The organism is Streptomyces sp. ADI95-17 (assembly GCF_003846175.1).
Lineage (GTDB): Bacteria > Actinomycetota > Actinomycetes > Streptomycetales > Streptomycetaceae > Streptomyces > Streptomyces sanglieri.
In genome coordinates this window covers 149,042-170,610 of sequence record NZ_ML123044.1, presented here as the reverse complement: position 1 = coordinate 170,610, position 21,569 = coordinate 149,042, and the positions used below count along the sequence as shown (strand labels likewise).

26 protein-coding genes are annotated in these 21,569 nt (G+C 70.6%); 19 read left to right on the top strand and 7 right to left on the bottom strand.

Annotated elements, in window-relative coordinates:
- Positions 1-66: 66 nt before the first annotated feature.
- Positions 67-708: a MerR family transcriptional regulator gene (locus tag EES42_RS00765; RefSeq protein ID WP_124716168.1), complete on the bottom strand. Its 642-nt coding sequence runs from the start codon at positions 706-708 to the stop codon at positions 67-69.
- Positions 709-796: 88 nt separating this feature from the next.
- Between EES42_RS00765 and EES42_RS00760 the strand changes: the two genes are divergently transcribed.
- Entirely contained in the window at positions 797-1,294 is a 498-nt protein-coding gene (locus EES42_RS00760; RefSeq protein ID WP_124716167.1) for a DUF4188 domain-containing protein, read from the top strand.
- 57 nt (positions 1,295-1,351) lie between these two features.
- Here the strand turns inward: EES42_RS00760 and ndgR are convergent, their stop codons facing one another.
- Positions 1,352-2,068 carry an IclR family transcriptional regulator NdgR gene (ndgR, locus tag EES42_RS00755; protein ID WP_014048551.1) on the bottom strand — a complete coding sequence of 239 codons (717 nt, stop codon included), beginning with the start codon at positions 2,066-2,068 and terminating at the stop codon, positions 1,352-1,354.
- Positions 2,069-2,242: 174 nt separating this feature from the next.
- Here ndgR and leuC point away from each other — a divergent pair, with 174 nt between their 5' ends.
- The 4 genes from leuC to EES42_RS00735 all read left to right on the top strand — a co-directional run bounded on the left by leuC (position 2,243) and on the right by EES42_RS00735 (position 5,425).
- On the top strand, positions 2,243-3,667 hold the full coding sequence (leuC, locus tag EES42_RS00750) for a 3-isopropylmalate dehydratase large subunit (RefSeq protein WP_124716166.1): 1,425 nt from the start codon (positions 2,243-2,245) through the stop codon (positions 3,665-3,667).
- A gap of 5 nt (positions 3,668-3,672) precedes the next feature.
- A complete protein-coding gene (gene leuD, locus EES42_RS00745) occupies positions 3,673-4,281 on the top strand; it encodes a 3-isopropylmalate dehydratase small subunit (protein WP_124716165.1) in 609 nt (202 codons plus the stop codon).
- Positions 4,282-4,385: 104 nt separating this feature from the next.
- Positions 4,386-4,613: an SCO5555 family protein gene (locus EES42_RS00740; RefSeq protein ID WP_072487271.1), complete on the top strand. Its 228-nt coding sequence runs from the start codon at positions 4,386-4,388 to the stop codon at positions 4,611-4,613.
- A gap of 143 nt (positions 4,614-4,756) precedes the next feature.
- The gene (locus EES42_RS00735) at positions 4,757-5,425 is read left to right on the top strand and encodes an HU family DNA-binding protein (RefSeq protein ID WP_124716164.1); all 669 of its coding nucleotides are present in this window, start codon (positions 4,757-4,759) and stop codon (positions 5,423-5,425) included.
- Positions 5,426-5,538: 113 nt separating this feature from the next.
- Here EES42_RS00735 and EES42_RS00730 read toward each other — a convergent pair whose 3' ends face one another.
- Both EES42_RS00730 and cofC read right to left on the bottom strand, forming a co-directional pair.
- Positions 5,539-5,742, bottom strand: a complete 204-nt coding sequence (locus EES42_RS00730) for a hypothetical protein (RefSeq protein WP_124716163.1) — start codon at positions 5,740-5,742, stop codon at positions 5,539-5,541.
- Between the two features lie 29 nt (positions 5,743-5,771).
- A complete protein-coding gene (gene cofC / locus EES42_RS00725) occupies positions 5,772-6,461 on the bottom strand; it encodes a 2-phospho-L-lactate guanylyltransferase (protein WP_124716162.1) in 690 nt (229 codons plus the stop codon).
- 156 nt (positions 6,462-6,617) lie between these two features.
- Between cofC and EES42_RS00720 the strand changes: the two genes are divergently transcribed.
- From EES42_RS00720 to EES42_RS00710, 3 genes are all read left to right on the top strand, one after another.
- Positions 6,618-7,370 (top strand): lysophospholipid acyltransferase family protein, encoded by a 753-nt coding sequence (locus tag EES42_RS00720; RefSeq protein WP_124716161.1) that lies wholly within the window; start codon positions 6,618-6,620, stop codon positions 7,368-7,370.
- Complete coding sequence (locus EES42_RS00715) at positions 7,367-8,377, top strand: NAD(P)H-dependent glycerol-3-phosphate dehydrogenase (protein WP_124716160.1); 1,011 nt, start codon at positions 7,367-7,369, stop codon at positions 8,375-8,377. Before EES42_RS00720 ends, EES42_RS00715 begins: the two co-directional genes overlap by 4 nt.
- Before the next feature lie 101 nt (positions 8,378-8,478).
- Positions 8,479-9,636, top strand: a complete 1,158-nt coding sequence (locus EES42_RS00710; protein WP_124716159.1) for a D-alanine--D-alanine ligase family protein — start codon at positions 8,479-8,481, stop codon at positions 9,634-9,636.
- Between the two features lie 49 nt (positions 9,637-9,685).
- Here the strand turns inward: EES42_RS00710 and EES42_RS00705 are convergent, their stop codons facing one another.
- Entirely contained in the window at positions 9,686-10,138 is a 453-nt protein-coding gene (locus EES42_RS00705; RefSeq protein WP_124717325.1) for a DUF3515 domain-containing protein, read from the bottom strand.
- Positions 10,139-10,188: 50 nt separating this feature from the next.
- Positions 10,189-10,422 (bottom strand): Lrp/AsnC family transcriptional regulator, encoded by a 234-nt coding sequence (locus EES42_RS00700; RefSeq protein WP_072487263.1) that lies wholly within the window; start codon positions 10,420-10,422, stop codon positions 10,189-10,191.
- A gap of 324 nt (positions 10,423-10,746) precedes the next feature.
- On the opposite strand from EES42_RS00700, the gene EES42_RS00695 reads away from it, so the two are divergent.
- Positions 10,747-11,718: a thiamine-phosphate kinase gene (locus EES42_RS00695; RefSeq protein WP_124716158.1), complete on the top strand. Its 972-nt coding sequence runs from the start codon at positions 10,747-10,749 to the stop codon at positions 11,716-11,718.
- Positions 11,719-11,728: 10 nt separating this feature from the next.
- Positions 11,729-12,535 (top strand): bifunctional hydroxymethylpyrimidine kinase/phosphomethylpyrimidine kinase, encoded by an 807-nt coding sequence (gene thiD / locus EES42_RS00690; protein ID WP_124716157.1) that lies wholly within the window; start codon positions 11,729-11,731, stop codon positions 12,533-12,535.
- A 105-nt stretch (positions 12,536-12,640) separates the two neighbouring features.
- Here the strand turns inward: thiD and rpmB are convergent, their stop codons facing one another.
- Complete coding sequence (gene rpmB, locus EES42_RS00685; protein ID WP_030928661.1) at positions 12,641-12,826, bottom strand: 50S ribosomal protein L28; 186 nt, start codon at positions 12,824-12,826, stop codon at positions 12,641-12,643.
- 260 nt (positions 12,827-13,086) lie between these two features.
- Here rpmB and EES42_RS00680 point away from each other — a divergent pair, with 260 nt between their 5' ends.
- From EES42_RS00680 to EES42_RS00640, 9 genes are all read left to right on the top strand, one after another.
- The gene (locus tag EES42_RS00680; RefSeq protein WP_124716156.1) at positions 13,087-14,706 is read left to right on the top strand and encodes a DAK2 domain-containing protein; all 1,620 of its coding nucleotides are present in this window, start codon (positions 13,087-13,089) and stop codon (positions 14,704-14,706) included.
- A gap of 153 nt (positions 14,707-14,859) precedes the next feature.
- Positions 14,860-17,070, top strand: a complete 2,211-nt coding sequence (recG, locus tag EES42_RS00675) for an ATP-dependent DNA helicase RecG (RefSeq protein WP_206433328.1) — start codon at positions 14,860-14,862, stop codon at positions 17,068-17,070.
- 117 nt (positions 17,071-17,187) lie between these two features.
- Positions 17,188-17,772, top strand: coding sequence for a 16S rRNA (guanine(966)-N(2))-methyltransferase RsmD (gene rsmD / locus EES42_RS00670; RefSeq protein WP_124716154.1), 585 nt, complete (start codon positions 17,188-17,190; stop codon positions 17,770-17,772).
- A 26-nt stretch (positions 17,773-17,798) separates the two neighbouring features.
- The gene (coaD, locus tag EES42_RS00665) at positions 17,799-18,278 is read left to right on the top strand and encodes a pantetheine-phosphate adenylyltransferase (protein WP_206433392.1); all 480 of its coding nucleotides are present in this window, start codon (positions 17,799-17,801) and stop codon (positions 18,276-18,278) included.
- Positions 18,279-18,376: 98 nt separating this feature from the next.
- A complete protein-coding gene (locus EES42_RS00660; protein ID WP_124716152.1) occupies positions 18,377-19,465 on the top strand; it encodes a cell division initiation protein in 1,089 nt (362 codons plus the stop codon).
- Positions 19,466-19,637: 172 nt separating this feature from the next.
- Positions 19,638-20,312 carry a YceD family protein gene (locus EES42_RS00655; RefSeq protein WP_124716151.1) on the top strand — a complete coding sequence of 225 codons (675 nt, stop codon included), beginning with the start codon at positions 19,638-19,640 and terminating at the stop codon, positions 20,310-20,312.
- A gap of 2 nt (positions 20,313-20,314) precedes the next feature.
- Positions 20,315-20,488, top strand: a complete 174-nt coding sequence (gene rpmF / locus EES42_RS00650) for a 50S ribosomal protein L32 (protein WP_003965982.1) — start codon at positions 20,315-20,317, stop codon at positions 20,486-20,488.
- Positions 20,489-20,507: 19 nt separating this feature from the next.
- The gene (rnc, locus tag EES42_RS00645; protein ID WP_124716150.1) at positions 20,508-21,332 is read left to right on the top strand and encodes a ribonuclease III; all 825 of its coding nucleotides are present in this window, start codon (positions 20,508-20,510) and stop codon (positions 21,330-21,332) included.
- 92 nt (positions 21,333-21,424) lie between these two features.
- Positions 21,425-21,569: DNA-formamidopyrimidine glycosylase family protein (locus EES42_RS00640; RefSeq protein WP_277426106.1), on the top strand; the 145-nt coding region annotated here is incomplete at its 3' end.

Sequence of the window (21,569 nt, the reverse complement as noted above, 5' to 3'; positions counted from 1 at the left end):
AACAGCAGGACGGACAAAGGCCCTTCACCTCGGTGGAGGGCCTTCGCCGTTGCCCGCGAGGCCCGTTCAGAGCCCGTAGCGGCGGGCCGACTCCTCCTCCTGGGCCATCCGCCGCAGGGACATCAGCAGCGGCTCGTAGAGCACGGCCGACGCGACCGCGATCTCCACCTGCTCCGACTCCGTGGGATGCGTCTCCATCATGTCCAGGTCCTGGACGGCGACTTGGTGCATCAGCCGGGCCTGCTCGGCCAGGTAATCGACGTCACAGGGGTAGCCGAGGCGGATCAGCGTCGCCACCGAGGACACCAGCGAGCGATGCGCGGGGGACAGGGATCCGATCTCCTGCGACGTCGCCCAGCCGATCCGGTCCAGCAGCCGCTCGACGGCCTCGCGGGCGGCCGCCGTCTCCGGCGCCTCCTCGTCGGGGTCCGGGCCGTGCGGGAGCGACCACAGTGCGGCGCCCAGCCGGATCGTCCGGCCCAGGGAGTCGTCGTCGATGTGCGAGAGGACCTCGCGCGCCGTCGCCACGGGAAGGCGGCCCACCTGGATCAGGGCCCGCACCAGGCGAAGCCGGCGCAGATGGCTCTCGTCGTACTCGGCCTGCGTGGCGGTGACCCGGTGGCCGGGGTGCAGCAGCCCCTCGCGCAGGTAGTACTTGATCGTCGCGGTCTTCACGCCGCTCTGCTCACTCAGTTCCGAGAGTCGCATGTTCCGTGCCTTCCCTTGCGCCACCTCTTGGGCAGTGCCACTATCCAATCATTGGATAGTGGCACTCTCCAACGATGAAGGGGCAGGCATGTTCGCGAAGCCGATACCGGGACGGATCACCGCCGCGGCCGAGGGAGAGGTGGTCGTGCTGCTGATAGGGATGCGTATCAACCACTTCCGGGGCGTGCACCACTGGCTGCCGGTCCTCGCCGCGATGCCGCGCATGCTGCGGGAGTTGGGCAGGGACAAGGAGCGCGGCCTGCTCGGCTACACGCTGCTGACCGGCTCGCCACGTACGTACTACGTCGTCCAGTACTGGGAGTCGAAGGAGAAGCTCTACGCGTACGCGAGCGCTCCCGACATGTTCCACCGCAAGGCCTGGGCGATCATGAACCGGAAGGAGAGGAAGTCCCGGCAGCACGTGGGGCTGTGGCACGAGACGTACATAGTCCCCGAGGGCGGATACGAGTCGATCTACGCCGACATGCCGGCCTTCGGACTGGCCGGGGCGACCGGCGTACTGCCGATCGAGGGGCGGGGGCGCCGAGCGGCGGACCGGCTCGCGCACCGCTCGTCCGCGAAGTGAGGGGCTGGAAGGGGGCCGCCACGACGCTGGGGCGGCCGGGGAGGGGTGCCGGGTGCGTCAGCCGGTACGGCGCAGGGCCTCGCTGAGCCTCGCCGCCGAGTCGATGACCGCCTGGGCGTGCATCCGGCCCGGGTGCCTGGTCAGCCGCTCGATCGGTCCGGAGACCGAGACGGCGGCGACCACCCGGTTCGACGGGCCGCGCACCGGCGCCGAGACCGAGGCCACCCCCGGCTCGCGCTCGCCGATCGACTGGGCCCAGCCCCTGCGCCGCACGCCGGAGAGCGCCGTCGCCGTGAAACGGGCGCCCTGGAGGCCGCGGTGCAGGCGCTCCGGCTCCTCCCAGGCCATCAGGATCTGGGCCGACGAGCCGGCCTTCATGGTGAGCGTGGAGCCGACCGGCACGGTGTCCCGCAGACCGGACAGCCGCTCCGCCGCCGCCACACAGATCCGCATGTCGCCCTGCCTGCGGTAGAGCTGCGCGCTCTCGCCCGTGATGTCCCGGAGGTGGGTGAGCACCGGTCCCGCCGTGGCCAGCAGGCGGTCCTCGCCCGCCGCGGCCGCGAGCTCCGCCAGCCGGGGGCCGAGAATGAAACGGCCCTGCATGTCCCTCGCCACCATGCGGTGGTGTTCCAGTGCCACGGCCAGTCGATGGGCCGTGGGTCGTGCGAGCCCGGTCGCCGCGACCAGCCCGGCGAGGGTGGCCGGACCGGACTCCAGGGCGCTCAATACCAGAGCCGCCTTGTCGAGAACGCCGACGCCGCTAGAGTTGTCCATACGACGATACTCCCGTCTCACTCTGTGAAACGCAAGTTCAATATTCGGCGGAAGTTGCGAACCTGTACGGGCGGCCACACAACGGCCCGTAGCCACCGCCCCGCACGGGGGTCCGGACGGCGGCGCACCGAATCTCTAGTTGGGCCGGCGAAGACGCCGGCCGGAGGGAAAGCGATGGGTAGGACACTCGCGGAGAAGGTCTGGGACGACCATGTCGTCCGGCGCGCCGAAGGTGAGCCCGACCTCCTCTTCATCGATCTGCACCTGCTGCACGAGGTGACCAGCCCCCAGGCCTTCGACGGCCTCCGGCAGGCCGGACGCCGGGTGCGGCGCCTCGATCTCACCATCGCCACCGAGGATCACAACACCCCGACCCTCGACATCGACAAGCCGATCGCCGACCCGGTCTCCCGCGCCCAGTTGGAGACCCTGCGCAAGAACTGCGCGGAGTTCGGCGTACGACTGCACCCCCTGGGCGACGTCGAGCAGGGCGTCGTGCACGTGGTCGGTCCGCAGCTGGGGCTGACCCAGCCGGGCACCACGGTCGTCTGCGGCGACTCCCACACCTCCACGCACGGCGCCTTCGGCGCGCTGGCGTTCGGTATCGGTACCAGCCAGGTCGAGCACGTCCTGGCCACCCAGACGCTGCCGATGGCCCGCCCGAAGACCATGGCCATCACCATCGACGGCGAACTGCCCGACGGCGTCACGGCCAAGGACCTGATCCTCGCGATCATCGCCCGGATCGGCACCGGCGGCGGCCAGGGCTACGTTCTGGAGTACCGCGGCCCGGCCATCGAGAAGCTCTCGATGGAAGCCCGGATGACCATCTGCAACATGTCGATCGAGGCCGGCGCCCGGGCGGGCATGATCGCCCCGGACGAGACCACCTTCGGGTACCTGAAGGGCCGCGACCACGCCCCGCAGGGCGAGGACTGGGACGCCGCCGTCGCGTACTGGAAGACGCTGCGCACCGACGACGACGCGGTCTTCGACGCCGAGGTCGTCATCGACGCGGCCGAACTGGCCCCGTTCGTCACCTGGGGCACCAACCCCGGCCAGGGCGCGCCCCTGTCGGCCAACGTCCCCGATCCTGCTTCGTACGAGGACGCCTCGGAGCGCAACGCCGCCGAAAAGGCCCTGGAATACATGGGGTTGACCGCCGGCCAGCCGCTGCGCGAGATCAACGTGGACACCGTCTTCGTAGGCTCCTGCACCAACGGCCGGATCGAGGACCTGCGCAACGCGGCCGCGATCCTGGACGGCCGCAAAGTGGCCGACGGCGTACGGATGCTGGTCGTGCCGGGCTCCGTCCGGGTCGCCCTGGAGGCCGTCGCGGAGGGTCTGGACAAGGTCTTCACCGCCGCGGGCGCCGAATGGCGGCACGCCGGCTGCTCGATGTGCCTCGGCATGAACCCCGACCAGCTGGCCCCCGGCGAGCGCTCCGCCTCCACCTCGAACCGCAACTTCGAGGGCCGGCAGGGCAAGGGCGGCCGTACGCACCTGGTCTCCCCGCAGGTCGCCGCCGCCACCGCCGTGCTGGGCCACCTGGCCTCGCCCGCAGACCTGTCCGACGCCCGTACGCCCGCCGGAGTCTGAGAATCATGGAAGCTTTCACCGCACACACCGGCCGGGCCGTCCCGCTGCGCCGCAGCAACGTGGACACCGACCAGATCATCCCCGCCCACTGGCTGAAGAAGGTCACCCGGGACGGCTTCGAGGACGGGCTCTTCGAGGCCTGGCGCAAGGACGAGAACTTCGTCCTCAACCGCCCGGAGCGCAAGGGGGCCACGGTCCTGGTGGCCGGCCCCGACTTCGGCACCGGCTCGTCCCGCGAACACGCCGTGTGGGCCCTGCAGAACTACGGCTTCAAGGCCGTCATCTCCTCCCGGTTCGCCGACATCTTCCGCGGCAACTCGCTGAAGAACGGGCTGTTGACCGTCGTGCTCGACCAGCAGGTGGTCGACGCGCTCTGGGAGCTGACCGAGGCCGACCCCACCGCCGAGATCACCGTCGACCTGGAGGCGCGCCAGGTCCGCGCCGGGGACCCCGACGGATCCGGGCTGACGGCCGACTTCGAGCTCGACGAGAACGCCCGTTGGCGACTGCTCAACGGGCTGGACGACATCAGCCTCACCCTTCAGAACGAAGCGGACATCGCGACTTATGAGGCGGCCAGGCCTGCCTTCAAGCCGCGTACAATTAACGCCTGAGCAGCGCGTTTCCAGGACTGCGCCCCCTGCCATCTGGTAGGGGGCGCAGTCGCTTGTTGAGACCCCGTCGGGCGACAACTCGCCCCAGATGGCACAATCGGTGCATGGAACGCGACAGCCAACTCAAGCTTTACGGCCAAGTCGCCGACCGATTGAAGGAAGCGCACACAAGAGTGCGCGCACTGCAAGTCCCGGAGGGCGTAAGGATGGCGCTGTCCCGGAAGCTGTTGGTCATCACGGCCGCGGCTAAGCACGATCTCCCGGACGCGGCAAGGCGTCTGGACCGGTTGATGAAGGACCTCGATGAGGGCCGATTCCCCGAAGGTGACTGACTCTGCGGAACTGCGCAGCGGTCGACTTCGTTGCGGCACTAGGGTGATTAGCCCGTTTCGTGTTTGATTTGCGGTATATATCTGCCTAACGTGCGAAAACGCTTGAACACTTTCGTTCTGGCAATGTCTCCGAAGGGGAAGACGTGAACAAGGCGCAGCTCGTAGAAGCGATTGCCGACAAGGTCGGAGGCCGCCAGCAGGCCGCCGACGCCGTCGACGCGGTACTCGACGCGATCGTCCGTGCGGTTGTCGCAGGGGACCGGGTCTCGGTCACCGGCTTCGGCTCGTTCGAGAAGGTCGACCGCCCCGCCCGTTACGCCCGCAACCCGCAGACGGGTGAGCGCGTACGGGTCAAGAAGACCTCGGTGCCCCGTTTCCGTGCGGGACAGGGCTTCAAGGACCTGGTGAGCGGCTCGAAGAAGCTCCCCAAGAACGACGTGGCCGTGAAGAAGGCGCCCAAGGGCAGCCTCTCGGGCGGTTCTTCCACCCGTACGACGGCCAAGGCCGCGGCCAAGAAGGCCACCGCCAAGAAGGCCACGGCGAAGAAGGCCACCGCCAAGAAGACCGTGACCGCGGCGAAGACCACCGCCGCGAAGAAGACCACCGCGAAGAAGACCACCGCGGCGGCCAAGAAGACCACGGCGGCCGCGAAGAAGACCACCGCGGCGGCGGCGAAGAAGGCGACGGCCACCAAGAAGGCCACCGCCAGCAAGACCGCGCCCGCGAAGAAGGCCACGGCGAAGAAGGCGCCCGCCAAGAAGACCACGGCGCGCAAGACCACGGCGAAGAAGGCCACCGCACGGAAGAAGTGAGACCGAGCAGCACAGGGCTACTCACACGCGCCGGGCCGGGCTCCCCTCGGGGAGCCCGGCCCGCGGGCTGTTGTGGGCGCTCCGCGCGCGGCCCCCGGAAGGTTCGCGGTCCCTCAGAAGGTCTGGAGGGTCACCAGGGTGATCCGCAGCCCCGCACCCTCGCCGCTGCCCTCGATCCGCACCCGCTGGCCCGGACGCAGCAGCCGCAGACCGCCCGCGTCGAAGGCCCGGGCGTCGAACTCCACCGGGGTGCCGTCGTCGAGCAGCACACTGCCGGTGCGGGTCTCGGGGTCGTAGGTGTACGAGGTCGCCTGCATGAACGGCAGCCTATCGGTCGCGACGGCTCTCACGGGGCCGTCGTGGGCTCGGTGCCCGGGGCTCGGGCGGCCCAGTGCCCCGCTGTGTGCGCGCCGACGCCCAGAGCCAGCGCCGCCCGCAGATCGTCGCCGGTGTCCACGTCCTGGCGGACCGAATCGATGCCGGTCAGACCGATTTCCACCGCACCGGACTCCAGGTGCCGGGCCCGGGAAGGTCCGCCGAAAGCCGGGCGCAATTCCACCCCCGGCGCGGCCGACAGAAATGTTGTACCGATTCCTGCCGCATCGGTCACAAATGCGCGGGGGAATTCGGCGGAATAATCGAGCACCCGGGCCAATTCTCCGGGGCGCAGCGCGGGCAGATCCGCGTTGAGTGCGGCGACCGCGGCCCGCGGCCGCCCGGCCCGCACCGCCCGCTCACCGTGTGCCAGCGCGGCGTTGAGCCCGCGGCCGGGTGCGTCGGGGACGATCCGCGCCCCGGTCGCCGTGAGCACCGCCCCGGCCTCCGGGTCGTCCGTGACTACCACCACATCCAGCACCGCCGGGCAGGACAGGGCGGCGGCCACGGTGTCCCGGGCGAAGGCGAGGGCGAGCCGGGGACGCAGCCCGTCCCCCGTCGCGGGTGTCAGCCTGCTCTTGGCCCGCGCCAGCGGCTTCAACGGGACGACCAGGGACCAATGACCGGTCGGGTCGGTGTTCGTGGCGATCTCCCCCTCGATGCGCGTCGCCGCCTATTCTCGCCTGTCCGGTGCGAGAACCCGGAGGGTCGGTCCCGAAAGCGGGGCGTACGGTGTTCTCGACAGAGCAGGGGCCTGGGGCGAGACTTGACCGTCGGTAGCCAGGCAGAGTTCAGGTCCTTAGAGGAAGGTGTCCGAGTGTCCCGCCGCAGAATCGGCTTCTGGTACCGCCTGGCGGCGGTCATCGCAAAACCGCCGTTGGTGGTTCTGTTCAAGCGTGACTGGCGGGGAATGGAACACATTCCGGTCGACGGTGGATTCATCACCGCGGTCAATCACAACTCCTATCTGGACCCGCTTTCCTACGGTCACTTCCAGTACAACACCGGACGGGTGCCGCGGCTTCTCGCCAAGGCGGGCCTGTTCAAGACCCCCTTTGTCGGAATGATGCTGCGCGGTACGGGACAGATCCCGGTCTACCGCGAGACGACCAATGCGCTGGACGCCTTCCGGGCCGCCGTCGACGCCATCGAGCGCGGCGAATGCGTCGCCTTCTACCCGGAGGGCACTCTCACCCGCGACCCCGACATGTGGCCGATGGCCGGCAAGACCGGCGCCGCCCGCGTCGCGTTGATGACCAAGGCCCCGGTCATCCCCGTCGCCCAGTGGGGCGCCAACTTCGCGATGCCGCCGTACGCCAGGGAGAACAAGCTGCGGCTGTTCCCCCGCAAGACCCTTCAGGTGCAGGCCGGACCGCCCGTGGACCTCTCCAGGTTCTACGACCGGGAGCCGACGCCCGACGTCCTGCGCGAGGCGACCGAGGTCATCATGGCCGCGGTGACCACACAGCTGGAGATCGTGCGGGGCGAGCCGGCCCCCGCACAGCCCTACGACCATCGCAAGGCCCGTGCGGAGCAGCGGCGCAAGGCAGAAGGAAAGGGACCCAAGTGACGCACCCCGCAAAGGCGGCCGTCTTCGGAACCGGCTCATGGGGTACGGCCTTCGGCATGGTCCTCGCCGACGCCGGCTGCGAGGTCACCCTCTGGGGCCGCCGCGCCGAGGTCGCCGAGGCCATCAACACGACCCGTACCAACCCGGGCTACCTGCCGGGCATCGAACTCCCCGAATCGGTCCGGGCCACCACCGACGCCGTCGAGGCGCTGGACGGCGCCGACTTCGCCGTCCTCGTGGTGCCTTCGCAGACCCTGCGCGCCAACCTCGCCGACTGGACCCCGCACCTCGGTTCCGACACCGTTCTCGTCTCGATGATGAAGGGCGTCGAACTCGGCACCGCGAAGCGGATGAGCGAGGTCATCGAGGACGTCACCAAGGTCTCCGCGGACCGGGTCGCCGTCATCACCGGCCCCAACCTGGCCAAGGAGATCGCCGAACGCCGCCCGGCGGCGGCCGTCGTCGCCTGCCAGGACGAGTCCGTGGCCCAGCGCCTCCAGACCGCCTGCCACACCTCGTACTTCCGCCCGTACACCAACACCGACGTGGTCGGCTGCGAGCTCGGCGGCGCGGTGAAGAACGTCATCGGTCTGGCGGTCGGCATCGCCGACGGCATGGGCCTCGGCGACAACGCCAAGGGGTCGCTCATCACCCGCGGCCTCGCCGAGACGACCCGCCTCGGCCTGGCCATGGGCGCCGACCCGCTGACCTTCTCCGGACTCGCGGGCCTGGGCGACCTGGTGGCGACCTGCTCCTCGCCGCTCTCCCGCAACCACACCTTCGGCACCAACCTCGGCCGCGGCATGACGCTCCAGGAGACCATCGCCGTCACCAGCCAGACCGCCGAGGGCGTCAAGTCCTGTGAATCGGTGCTCGATCTGGCGCGCCGGCACGGCGTCGACATGCCGATCACCGAGACGGTCGTCGGCATCGTCCACGAGGGCAAGCCGCCGATGGTCGCGCTGGGCGAGCTGATGTCGCGCAGCGCGAAGCCCGAGCGGCGCTGAGACCGGCCGGGGCGGCCGGAGCGGTGAACCTTCCCGGTCACCGCTCCAGCCGCACCGGCCGCGCTGACGCGAGTGGTACCAGCAGGTACGCTCAACGCGATATGAGCAGCGAGAACCTCCCCCAGAGCCCGGAGCAGCAGCTCCGCAAGCCGCGTGTGGCCGTCGTGTTCGGCGGCCGCAGCTCCGAACACGGCATCTCGGTCGTCACGGCCGGCGCCGTCCTGAACGCCATCGACCGGACCAAGTACGACGTCCTGCCGATCGGTATCACGACGGACGGCCGCTGGGCACTCACCGCCGATGAACCCGAACGCATGGCCATCACGGACCGGAAGATGCCGGAGGTGGCCCAGCTGGCCGAGTCCACCGAGGGCGCCGTGGTGCTCTCCGTCGACCCCGGCAGCCGCGAAGTGGTGTACAGCGAGCCCGGCTCGGTCCCCAAGGCGCTCGGCGAGGTCGACGTCGTCTTCCCCGTGCTGCACGGCCCGTACGGCGAGGACGGCACCCTCCAGGGGCTCCTGGAGCTCTCCGGTGTCCCCTACGTCGGCGCCGGTGTGCTCGCCTCGGCGGTCGGCCAGGACAAGGAGTACATGAAGCGGGTCTTCATCTCCTTCGGGCTGCCGGTCGGCCCGTACCTCGTGGTCCGTCCCCGCGAATGGGACAACGACCCCTCCGGCGCCCGCAAGCGCATCGTGGACTTCGCCGGTGAGCACGGCTGGCCGCTCTTCATCAAGCCCGCACGCGCCGGCTCGTCCTTCGGCATCACCAAGGTCGACGACCTCTCCGGGCTCGACGAGGCGATCGAGGAGGCCCGCCGCCACGACCCCAAGTTCCTGGTCGAGTCGCTGCTGCGGGGCCGCGAGATCGAGTGCGGGGTGCTGGAGTTCGAGGACGGCCCGCGCGCCAGCGTGCCCGCCGAGATCCCGCCGGTGACCTCGCACGACTTCTACGACTTCGAGGCCAAGTACATCGATTCGGCCTCCGGGATCCTGCCCGCCCCGCTCACCGAGGAGCAGACGGCCGAGGTGCAGCGGCTCGCGGTCGAGGCCTTCGAGGCCACGTCCTGCGAGGGGCTGGTCCGTGCCGACTTCTTCCTCACCGAGGACGGCACCTTCGTGATCAACGAGATCAACACCCTGCCGGGATTCACCCCGATCTCCATGTACCCGCGGATGTGGCAGGAGAGCGGCGTCAGCTACCAGGAGCTGGTGGACCGGCTGATCCAGGCGGCGTTGAGGCGCCCGACCGGACTGCGCTGAGCCCGGTCCCGCGCCGCAGGGCGTGTGCTCCCGGGCGGGAGCGCACGCCCTACAGTCCGGGAACCGTCCTGCGGACGGCCGGGCCGAACGCGGCCAGCGGGCTCGCGTCATGCGCGTACGCAGCCGACAGCGTCACCTCGACGTACGCCTTGCGGTAGGTCGTCGTGAAACGCGGACCGGCGTCGTCGGACTGCTCCAGCAGCCAGTTGACGCCGTTCGCCTCGGTGCCCTTCGCCATCGGGTCGTCCATCTTCGCGGGCCGCGGGACACCGCAGCGCAGTACGATCTCCCCGTCACCCCACTCGGCGGTCAGTTCGGACTTCGGCCCGGCATCACCGCGGTCGAGTCCGGCAACGGTCCTCGGCAGCTCCTTGTGCAGCGCACGGCAGTAGGCCGCGGCTTGCGGGGACGGCGTGGGAACCGTGATCGACACCGCGGCGTCCGTTGAGGAACAGCCCGCCGCGGCCAGCAGCAGCGCGGCGACGGACGTACCGAGGAACACGGGGTGGCAGAGCCGGCGCGATGAGGTCACCGGCCCAGCGTAGACGGGGACTACAGATGGACGACCGGGCAGGTCAGGGTTCGGGTGATGCCCTCCACTTGCTGGACCTTGGCGACCACCATGCGGCCGAGTTCATCGACCGTGTCGGCCTGTGCGCGCACGATCACGTCGTAGGGGCCGGTGACGTCCTCTGCCTGGATCACTCCCGGAACTCTGGCGATGGTCTCGGCGACGGTCGACGCCTTGCCCACCTCGGTCTGAATAAGGATGTACGCCTGTACCACGGAACCTCCACGGCGGCCACGAGGATCATGTGGGGGAGAAAGGGACGCCACGGTATCGCGTTGCCGCGTGCCGCGGGGAGACCTGGGGGCCGTTGACGCCCGCAGCGTGGCGTACACAAGACACAAGTTGACGTATCTCTTGACAGTACCGACAGCAGTGACGGCCCGCGACCGCAAGCGCAGCGGTCCGGAAGGGGGACGGGCATGGCGTTGACCAGCGGTGCGGACCGCTCCCCGGGGCGGCGGCCGGTCCACGGCGCGGACCCCCGGCCGCCGAAGCAGCCCGGACGAGCGTCCGGCGCGATAGATGAGAGGTGAGACTCGGTGAAGGGAACCGTGGGCGAGTTGGGGGAGTTCGGGCTCATCAAGGAGCTCACTTCCCGGCTCACCACCACTCCGGCGGTACGGCTCGGCCCCGGCGACGACGCCGCGGTGGTGACCGCTCCCGACCGCAGGGTCGTGGCCAGTACGGACATCCTGTTGGAGGGCCGGCACTTCCGCCGGGACTGGTCGACGGCGTACGACGTCGGCCGCAAGGCCGCCGCCCAGAACCTCGCCGACATCGCCGCCATGGGCGCGGTGCCCACCGCGCTGCTGCTCGGCCTGGTCGTCCCCGCCGAACTCCCGGTCACCTGGGCCGGAGAACTGATGGACGGCATCCGTGACGAGTGCCAGGTCGCGGGCGCGGCCGTGGTCGGCGGAGACGTGGTGCGCGGCGAGACGATCACCGTCTCGATCACCGCGCTGGGCGATCTGCGCAACCACGAACCGGTCACCCGCTCCGGCGCCCAGCCCGGCGACGTAGTCGCCGTCACCGGCTGGCTCGGCTGGTCCGCCGCCGGATACGCGGTGCTCTCCCGCGGCTTCCGCTCGCCGCGCGCCTTCGTCGAGGCCCACCGGCGTCCCGAACCGCCGTACCACGCCGGCCCCGCGGCCGCCGGGCTCGGCGCCACCGCCATGACGGACGTGAGCGACGGGCTCGTCGCCGACCTCGGGCACATCGCCGAGGCCAGCAAGGTCCGGATCGATCTGCGCTCCGGGCTCATCGACATCCCCTCGCAGATGTCCGACATCGGTCAGGCCGTCGGCGTCGACCCGCTCCAGTGGGTGCTGACCGGCGGCGAGGACCACGCGATCGTCGCCACCTTCCCGCCGGACGTGAAGCTGCCCGCCCGCTGGAAGGTGATCGGCGAGGTCCTCAACCCCTCCGCGCTGCCGCAGGTGACGGTCGACGGGGCGCCGTGGACCAGCAAGAGTGGCTGGGACCACTTCGGGGACATCGAGGACGCCCAGTAGATTTCGGCGTATGCCCAAATCTGCTGATGTACCCGCCCGTGTGCTCACCGTCGCCGGATCCGACTCCGGCGGCGGTGCGGGCATCCAGGCCGACCTGAAGACGATGCTGGCGCACGGTGTGCACGGAATGAGCGTGCTGACCGCCGTCACCGCCCAGAACTCGCTGGGAGTGCAGGGCGCCTGGGAACTGCCGGCCGAGGCGGTGCGCGCCCAGTACCGCAGTGTGGTGGACGACATCGGGGTGCAGGCGGTCAAGACCGGAATGCTGTCGTCGGCCGTCCTGGTGGAGACCGTGGCCGAACTCCTCGCCGCCACCGACGCCCCGGCCGTCGTCGACCCGGTCGGCGTCTCCAAGCACGGCGATCCGCTGCTGGCCGCCGAGGCGCTCGATTCCGTACGGACGAAGCTCCTGCCCGTCGCCGCGGTCGCCACCCCCAACCTGGACGAGGTGGCACAGCTCACCGGCGTCCGCGTCGAGGACGAGGCCGGGATGCGGCGGGCGGCCGCCGCGGTGCTGGAGTTCGGGCCGCGGTGGGCCGTCATCAAGGGCGGTCATCTGCCCGGCGACCCCGTCGACCTGCTGACGGACGGCACCGAGGAGCACTGGCTGCCCGCCCCCAGGCACGACAACCGCCACACCCACGGCACCGGCTGCACCCTCGCCTCGGCCATCGCCTGCGGACTGGCCCTGGGACAGGAGGTGCCCACGGCGGTACGGCAAGCGAAGGCGTACGTCACCGGGGCGATCATGGCGGGCTTCCCGCTGGGCGCAGGGATCGGCCCGGTCGACCACGGCTGGCGGACCCGCAACGGATGAGGGGTCCGGCGCACGGCGGGAAAGTCCGGGAGCACAGCAAAAAGCCGGTCCACCGAGGTGGACCGGCTTTTTGGGCAACCGGAAGGCTGCGCTACGACGGGAACGTCAGCGCGCGACCTTGCCGGCCTTGATGCACGAGGTGCAGACGTTGAGCCGCTTCGGCGTCCGACCGACCACGGCACGCACGCGCTGGATGTTGGGATTCCAGCGACGGGACGTACGGCGGTGCGAGTGCGAAATGTTGTTGCCGAAGCCCGGCCCCTTGCCGCAGACGTCGCAGTTGGCAGCCACGGGTCACTCCAAAGACTTCAGATGCACTTACAGTGAAATCCGGCGCGCCGGAATCATTTGACTGAAGTGGCGGTGCCGGAGGGATGGCCCGACTTTCATCGGGCAACCGAAGCAGCATACAACGGCTGCGTCGGTAGAACGAAACTACCATGGGTTTCACCGACCCCCTCCCGCCCCCTGTTCCCGCCGGACCCGGTGCGCGGGGAGCTACTCTGCGATGCAGCCGGCCGCCCACGGCCGAATCCGAGGAGGACCGACAGGTGCCGCAGACCGCCGACGACATGGACGCCGTCGCGGTGCGTACCTGGTGCTCACTGGCCCTGGAGGCGCTGGGCCGGGAGCGCGAGGCGATCGACGCGATCAATGTGTACCCCGTCGCCGACGGGGACACCGGGACGAACCTCTATCTCACTGTGGAGTCCGCGGCCCAGGCCGTCGAAGCGGTCTTCGCCGCCCACGAGACCGGCGGGACGGTGCCCGCGACGGCCGACGCCGTACGCGCCATGGCGCACGGCGCCCTGATCGGCGCCCGCGGGAACTCCGGCACGATCCTGGCCCAACTGCTGCGCGGAATGGCCGGAGTGCTGGCCGCCGGACATGACGCGGACCGGCTGCGGGAGGCGCTCGCCGTCGCCGCCGCCGCGGCCCGGCAGGCCGTGGCCCACCCCGTCGAGGGCACCGTGCTCACGGTGGCCACCGCCGCCGCCGAGGCCGCCGCCCGCAGCGAGAGCGGCGCCGGGACCGCGACGGTCGCACGGGCGGCGTACGACGGGGCGCGCACCGCCCTGGACGCGACCCCCGGACAGCTCGCGGTCCTGGGCAGGGCGGGTGTCGTGGACGCCGGCGGACGCGGGCTGGTGACCGTGCTCGGGGCGCTCGTCGAAGCGGTCTGCGGACGGGCGCCCGAACACCGCCGGGTCGCGGTGCCCGTCCTTCCGGTGCCGGACGAGTGCGCGGAGGCCGACGCGCAGGACGGACCGGCCTTCGAGGTCATCTACCTGCTGGAGGCCACGGACGACGCGGTGGACCGGCTGCGGACCCGGCTCGACCGGCTCGGCGACTCGCTGGTGGTGGTGGGCGGCGACGGGCTGTGGAACGTCCATGTGCACGTGGACGACGCGGGCGCGGCCGTGGAGGCCGGGGTCGAGGCGGGGCGGCCGTACCGGATCCGGATCACCCACTTCGGCGCGGACCGGGTGCACCCGCACACCGAGCCCGTGCAGCGCGCGGTCGTCGTGGTGGTCCCCGGCGACGGGCTCCGCGACCTGTGCAAGGAGGCCGGGGCCACGACGGTCCTGGCCCGGCCCGGGGAACCGCCCGCCAGCGGCGAACTGGCCGACGCGATCCACCGGGCGCACGCCCGCGAGGTGGTCCTGCTGCCCAACGACGCGGAGCTGCGCCACACCGCCGCGGCCGCCGCCGAACAGGCCCGCGCCCAGGGCGTCCGGGTCGCCCTGATCCCGACCAGGGCCGCCGTCCAGGGCATCGCGGCCCTCGCCGTCCACGAACCCGACCGCAGCTTCGACGAGGACGTGGTGGCGATGACCGCCGCCGCCGGCGCCACCCGCTACGCGGAACTCGCCGTCGCCGAACGGCAGTCCTGGACCATGGCGGGCATCTGCCAGGCCGGCGACGTCCTGGGCCTGATCGACGGCGACGTCGCGGTGATCGGCGGGGACGTACCGCGGACCGCCCGCGACGTGCTGGACCGGATGCTGGCGGCGGGCGGCGAACTGGTCACCCTGGTCCTGGGCGAGGACATCCCCGACAGCCTCGCGGACACGCTGGAGGAGCACGTGCGCGAGGGCTATCTGGCGGTGGACACCGTGGTGTACCGGGGTGGCCACCAGCGGGCTCCGCTGCTCATCGGGGTGGAGTAGCGGAGCCCGCCGCACCCGGGGCACCGGCCGGGCCGGTCCTCCCGCGCACATCCTCCTCGGACACCCGGTGGCCGGTCCGCCGCGCCGGACCCACGGCGCCGGCAGCGCGCCCGGACGGTGTCCGCCGGACATCTGTCAGTGGTGTGGTGTGCAATGGATCGCGTGTCTGCGTTCGATGAACCCCTCAAGAAGCTGCTCGGCGGAGCCACCGCGAAGGTGATGGCCGAACACCTCGACCTGCACACGGTCGGTGATCTGCTGCACCACTACCCGCGGCGGTACGAGGAGCGCGGCCGGCTCACGGCGCTGGCCGACCTCCCGCTGGACGAGCACGTGACGGTGGTCGCCCAGGTCGCCGACGCCCGCGTCCTGATGTTCAACAACGGCCGCGGCAAGCGCCTGGAAGTGACCCTCACCGACGGCCACGGCCGGCTCCAGCTGGTCTTCTTCGGCCACGGCGTGCACAAGCCGCACAAGGAGCTGCTGCCCGGCCGCCGGGCGATGTTCGCGGGCAAGGTCTCCGTCTTCAACCGGAAGATGCAGCTCGCCCACCCCACGTACCAGCTGCTCGACGCCACGGACGCCGACGAGGCCACGGAGGCGGTGGACGCCTTCGCCGGGCGGCTGCTGCCGATCTACCCGGCCTGCAAGCAGCTCGACTCGTGGCGGATCGCCAAGGCCGTCGACACGGTGCTGCCCAGCGCGCAGGAGGCCGTCGACCCCCTGCCGCCGGCCCTGCGCGAGGGCCGTGGATTCGCCCCGCTCCCGGAGGCGCTGCTGAAGGTCCACCGGCCGCAGACCAAGGCGGACATCGCGGAGGCCCGGGACCGGCTGAAGTGGGACGAGGCCTTCGTCCTCCAGGTCGCGCTGGCCCGCCGCAGGTACGCCGACACCCAGCTCCCGGCCGTGGCCCGCAGACCCACGCCCGGCGGACTGCTCGACGCCTTCGACGCCAGACTGCCCTTCACCCTCACCGAGGGGCAGCAGAAGGTGTCCCGGGAGATCTTCGACGACCTCGCGACCGAGCACCCGATGCACCGGCTCCTCCAGGGAGAGGTCGGTTCCGGCAAGACCATGGTCGCGCTGCGCGCCATGCTCGGGGTCGTCGACGCGGGCGGGCAGGCCGCCATGCTCGCGCCCACCGAGGTGCTCGCCCAGCAGCACCACCGCTCGATCACCGAAATGATGGGGGAGCTGGCCGAGGGCGGCATGCTCGGCGGCTCCGAGCAGGGCACCAAGGTGGTGCTGCTCACCGGTTCGATGGGCGTCGCGGCCCGCAGGCAGGCGCTCCTCGACCTCGTCACCGGCGAGGCCGGCATCGTGATCGGCACCCACGCCCTGATCGAGGACAAGGTCCAGTTCCACGACCTGGGCCTGGTCGTCGTCGACGAACAGCACCGCTTCGGGGTCGAGCAGCGCGACGCCCTCCGCTCCAAGGGCAAGCAGCCGCCCCACCTGCTGGTCATGACGGCCACCCCCATTCCCCGTACGGTCGCCATGACCGTCTTCGGCGACCTGGAGACCTCCGTACTGGACCAGCTCCCGGCCGGGCGCTCGCCCATCGCCAGCCACGTCGTACCCGCCAAGGACAAGCCGCACTTCCTCAGCCGCGCCTGGGAGCGGGTCCGGGAAGAAGCGGAGAACGGACACCAGGCGTACGTGGTCTGCCCCCGCATCGGCGACGACGCCGAGGACGAGGCGGCGGGGAAGAAGACGAAGAAGAAGGCCCCCGAGGACGACGGCGACAAACGACCGCCGCTCGCCGTCCTGGAGATCGCCGAGCAGCTCACCAAGGGCCCCCTGGCCGGCCTGCGCATCGAGGTGCTGCACGGCAGGATGAACCCGGACGACAAGGACGACGTGATGCGCCGCTTCGCCGCGGGCGACGTCGACGTGCTGGTCGCCACCACCGTCATCGAGGTCGGCGTCAACGTCCCCAATGCCACCGCCATGGTGATCATGGACGCCGACCGCTTCGGTGTCTCCCAGCTCCACCAGCTGCGCGGCCGGGTCGGCCGGGGATCCGCCCCCGGACTCTGCCTGCTGGTCAGCGAGGCCCACGAGGCCAGTCCCGCCCGCGCCCGCCTCTCCGCGGTCGCCGCCACCCTGGACGGCTTCGAGCTCTCCCGGATCGACCTGGAACAGCGCCGCGAGGGCGATGTCCTCGGCCAGGCCCAGTCCGGGGTCCGCTCCTCGCTGCGGATGCTCACCGTCATCGACGACGAGGAGGTCATCGCCGCCGCACGCGAGGAGGCCGTCGCGATCGTCGCCGCCGACCCGGAGCTCGGACAACTGCCGGAGCTGCGGACCGCGCTGGACGCGCTGCTCGACAAGGAGCGCGAGCAGTACCTCGACAAGGGCTGACCGGGAGCGGCTTGGGGGAGCCGGGTGCGGGGGCCCGATCGGCCACCACGCCATATCGTGGGTGGCACGTCGCCGCGGCACCCCGCGGGCCGCCCACGAACCGAGGACCAGACACCCATGACCCGCGTGATCGCCGGCTCGGCCGGCGGACGCCGCCTGGCCGTTCCGCCCGGCACCGGCACCCGCCCCACCTCCGACCGTGCGCGCGAGGGCCTCTTCTCCACCTGGGAAGCGCTCCTCGGCAGCCTGGAGGGCATCCGTATCGCCGACCTGTACGCGGGCTCCGGTGCCGTCGGCCTGGAGGCGCTCTCCCGGGGCGCGGTGCACGCCCTGCTCGTCGAGGCCGACCCCAGGGCCGTCCGCACCGTCCGGGACAACGTCCGCACCCTCGGCCTGCCCGGCGCCGAGGTCCGTACCGGCAAAGCCGAACAGATCGTGACGGGACCGGCACCGGAAGACCCCTACGACGTGGTGTTCCTGGACCCGCCGTACGCCGTCACCGACGACGATCTTGGCGAGATACTGCTCACACTCCGTGCTCAGGGCTGGCTCACGGCCGATGCTCTCGTCACCGTGGAACGCAGCACCAGAGGCGGAGAATTCGGCTGGCCCGAGGGATTCGAACCGTTGCGGGCCCGTCGCTACGGCGAAGGGACGCTTTGGTACGGTCGCGCCGCCTCTACGTGCGAAGACGCACGATGACCGGACCGGAGAGCGAGGGAATCAAGTTGCGCCGCGCCGTCTGTCCGGGGTCATTCGACCCCATCACCAATGGACACCTCGACATCATTGGCCGCGCCTCGAAGCTGTACGACGTCGTACACGTCGCGGTGATGATCAACCAGTCCAAGAAGGGTCTGTTCACGGTCGACGAGCGGATCGACCTGATCCGCCAGGTCACCACGGACTTCGGCAACGTCCAGGTGGAGTCCTTCCACGGCCTCCTGGTCGACTTCTGCAAGCAGCGCGACATCCCGGCGATCGTGAAGGGCCTGCGGGCCGTCAGCGACTTCGACTACGAGCTCCAGATGGCCCAGATGAACAACGGCCTCTCCGGCGTCGAGACGCTCTTCGTGCCGACCAATCCCACCTACAGCTTCCTGTCCTCCTCCCTGGTCAAGGAGGTCGCGACCTGGGGCGGAGACGTCTCCCACCTGCTCCCCCCGCTGGTCCACGAGGCCCTCACCGAGCGTCTCGCCCAGCGGTGAGCGTCTGACGGCCCGTCACCAGGTGTCGGACGGGCGCCGACTGGCCGTACAGTCGTCCCGTCCGTCTCCAATCGGCTGTAGAGAGTGGCGAGCACACGGTGGACGTGCAGAAGAAGCTCGACGAGATCGTCGAAACGGTCGGGAACGCCCGGTCGATGCCCATGTCGGCTTCGTGCGTGGTCAACCGCGCCGAACTGCTCGCGATGCTCGAAGAGGTGCGCGAGGCCCTGCCCGGCTCGCTCGCCCACGCCCAGGAGCTCATCGGCGGCCAGGAGCAGCTGGCCGAGCAGGCCCGCCAGGAGGCCGAGCGGATCATCGATGCCGCCCGCGCCGAACGCACCTCGCTGATCTCCGACACCGAGATCGCCAGGCAGTCCCGCAGCGAGGCCGACCGCATCCTCGACGAGGCCCGCCGGGAGGCCGCCGAGGTCCGCGGCGACGCCGACGAGTACGTCGACAGCAAGCTGGCCAACTTCGAGGTCGTCCTCACCAAGACCATCGGCTCCGTCGACCGCGGCCGCGAGAAGCTCCTCGGCCGCGGCCGGCCCTTCGACGAGCAGGGCTACGAGGACCCGGACTTCGCCGAGGCCCCCGAGCGCAGCACCGACCCGGCCACGCTCCAGCGCCGGGCGGACGAGTACGTGGACACCAAGCTCGGCGCCTTCGAGGCGGTGCTCGCCAAGACCCTGGAGGCGGTCGGCCGCGGCCGGCAGAAGCTGCACGGCCGGGTCGCCACCGACGAGCTCGGCGCGCACGTGGCCGCCCAGGACGCCGCGGGCAACCAGGCGCACATGAGCGACGAGGACCACTGGGCCGGCCTCGCCGAGATCGCCACCCCGGAGCCGCAGCCGGTGCACCAGCAGCCCCAGCCGCACTTCCCCGCCCAGGCCCAGCCGGGCTACGCGGAGACCTACGCGTACCAGGAGCAGCCGCAGCAGGACGTCTACGGGTACCAGCAGCAGCCGGACCCGTACGCCGCGGCCTATCAGCAGCAGGGCTACGACCAGGCCCAGGCCCAGGTCCAGGCCCAGGTCCCCGTCCAGGGGTACGACAACTGGCAGCAGCAGCCCGTGCAGCCCCAGCAGGCGCTCCAGCCGCAGGGCGAGAGCGCCCTCGACGAGACCAGCCTGTTCGACACCAGCATGATCGACCTGGACCAGCTCCGCCGGTACGAACAGGAGCGCTGACCGGACGGGGCCTGCGGCGCCGGAACCTCGGGCCGGATGGTCCCGGCGGCCCGGATTGGGAGCTGGGCGGCGCGTCCAGTATCCTGGCTCTTCGGTCGCGCGTATGTCCGCGATCCCGGCTGCCCGTTTCGACTCCGAATCCGGGCGGCCCTCCCCACGATGTGCGTTGCACATGATTTCGAAAGCAGGAAAAGCCCTGAACGGCCACCTCGACCACCGAAACCCCCTCGTGTTCGACACGCACGAGCTGGGCCGGCGTCCCGGTGCCCTCCAGCGGCTCTCCCGCTCGGTGGACGCACCCGGTCCGCCGTCGGTCCTCGGCATCGAAGGGGTCATCGGTGTGCCGGAAGGCGCACCCGTGGAGCTGGACCTCCGCCTTGAGTCGGTCATGGAAGGGGTGCTTGTCACAGGCACCGCCCGTGCGTCGGCCGAGGGGGAGTGCGTAAGGTGTCTGGAGCCGCTGCGCCAAGAGGTCGCGGCGGACTTCCAGGAGATGTTCTCGTACCCTGACGCCGATGACCGGGGCCGCAGCAGCAAGGCGGAGCCGGCCGACGACGCCGAGGACGACGAGGACAGGCTCTTCATCGAGGACGGCCTGTTCGACCTCGAACCAGTGCTGCGTGATGCGGTGGTGCTCGCACTGCCGATGCAGCCGGTGTGCCGGGAGACCTGTGCCGGTCTGTGTTCCGAATGCGGAATCAGGCTGGACGAGAACCCCGGTCACCACCATGATGCCGTCGACATTCGTTGGGCGGCATTGCAGGGACTCGCCGACACCGTTCAGGACGGCGAGAAGGACAACATGGGCGGCGCCGAAGCGGGCGTCGACGAGAAGCAGGAGAAGTAGCCGTGGCTGTTCCGAAGCGGAAGATGTCGCGCAGCAACACGCGCCACCGCCGGTCGCAGTGGAAGGCTGCGGTCCCCACCCTGGTTTCGTGCGAGCGTTGCCAGGAGCCGAAGCTGCAGCACATCGCGTGCCCCAGCTGCGGCACGTACAACAAGCGCCAGGTCCTCGAGGTCTGAGCGGCTGGTGAGAGGCCCGATGTCTGAGTTGTCCAACGCCAAGAAGAAGGCAGACAACGTCAACACAGCCTCGTCCCACACGCTTCTGGAAGGGCGGCTCGGGTATCAACTCGAGACCGCCCTTCTGGTGCGTGCGCTGACCCACCGTTCGTACGCATACGAGAACGGCGGTCTGCCCACCAACGAGCGACTCGAATTCCTCGGGGATTCGGTACTCGGCCTGGTGGTCACGGACACGCTGTACCGCACCCACCCCGACCTGCCCGAAGGCCAGCTGGCCAAGTTGCGGGCCGCGGTGGTCAACTCTCGTGCGCTTGCGGAAGTGGGCCGCGGCCTCGAACTCGGCTCCTTCATCCGGCTCGGCCGCGGTGAAGAGGGCACGGGTGGCAGGGACAAGGCGTCCATCCTCGCCGACACGCTTGAAGCGGTGATCGGCGCGGTCTATCTCGACCAGGGCCTCAGCGCGGCCTCGGAGCTGGTGCACCGGCTCTTCGACCCGCTGATCGACAGGTCCTCCAACCTCGGTGCCGGCCTGGACTGGAAGACCAGTCTCCAGGAGCTCACCGCCGGCGAGAGCCTCGGAGTCCCCGAGTACATCGTCACGGAGACCGGCCCGGACCACGAGAAGACCTTTACTGCTGCTGCTCGCGTCGGTGGTGTCTCGTACGGCACCGGCACCGGCCGTAGCAAGAAGGAAGCGGAGCAGCAGGCGGCGGAGTCCGCCTGGCGCGAGATCAGCGCCGCCGCGGAGGAACGGGAGGCCGCGGCGAAGGCCGCTGCCGACGGCGGGGCCACCGACGCCCCGGCCGGCCCGGCACCGTCCACGGACGCGGCTCCGGCCTGACCCCGGGAACCCCTCGGTGCCTCGTGCACCGGGGGGTTCCTCCTGTCCAGAACCGTATTGTTTTTCCAGAACATCCCTTCAGGAGCGACACCGTGCCCGAGCTGCCCGAGGTCGAAGTCGTACGACGTGGTCTCGAACGCTGGGTCGCCGGCCGCACCGTCGGCGACGTCGAGGTGCTGCACCCGCGTGCGGTCCGCCGCCATCTCGCCGGTGGCGTGGACTTCGCGGCCCGGCTCC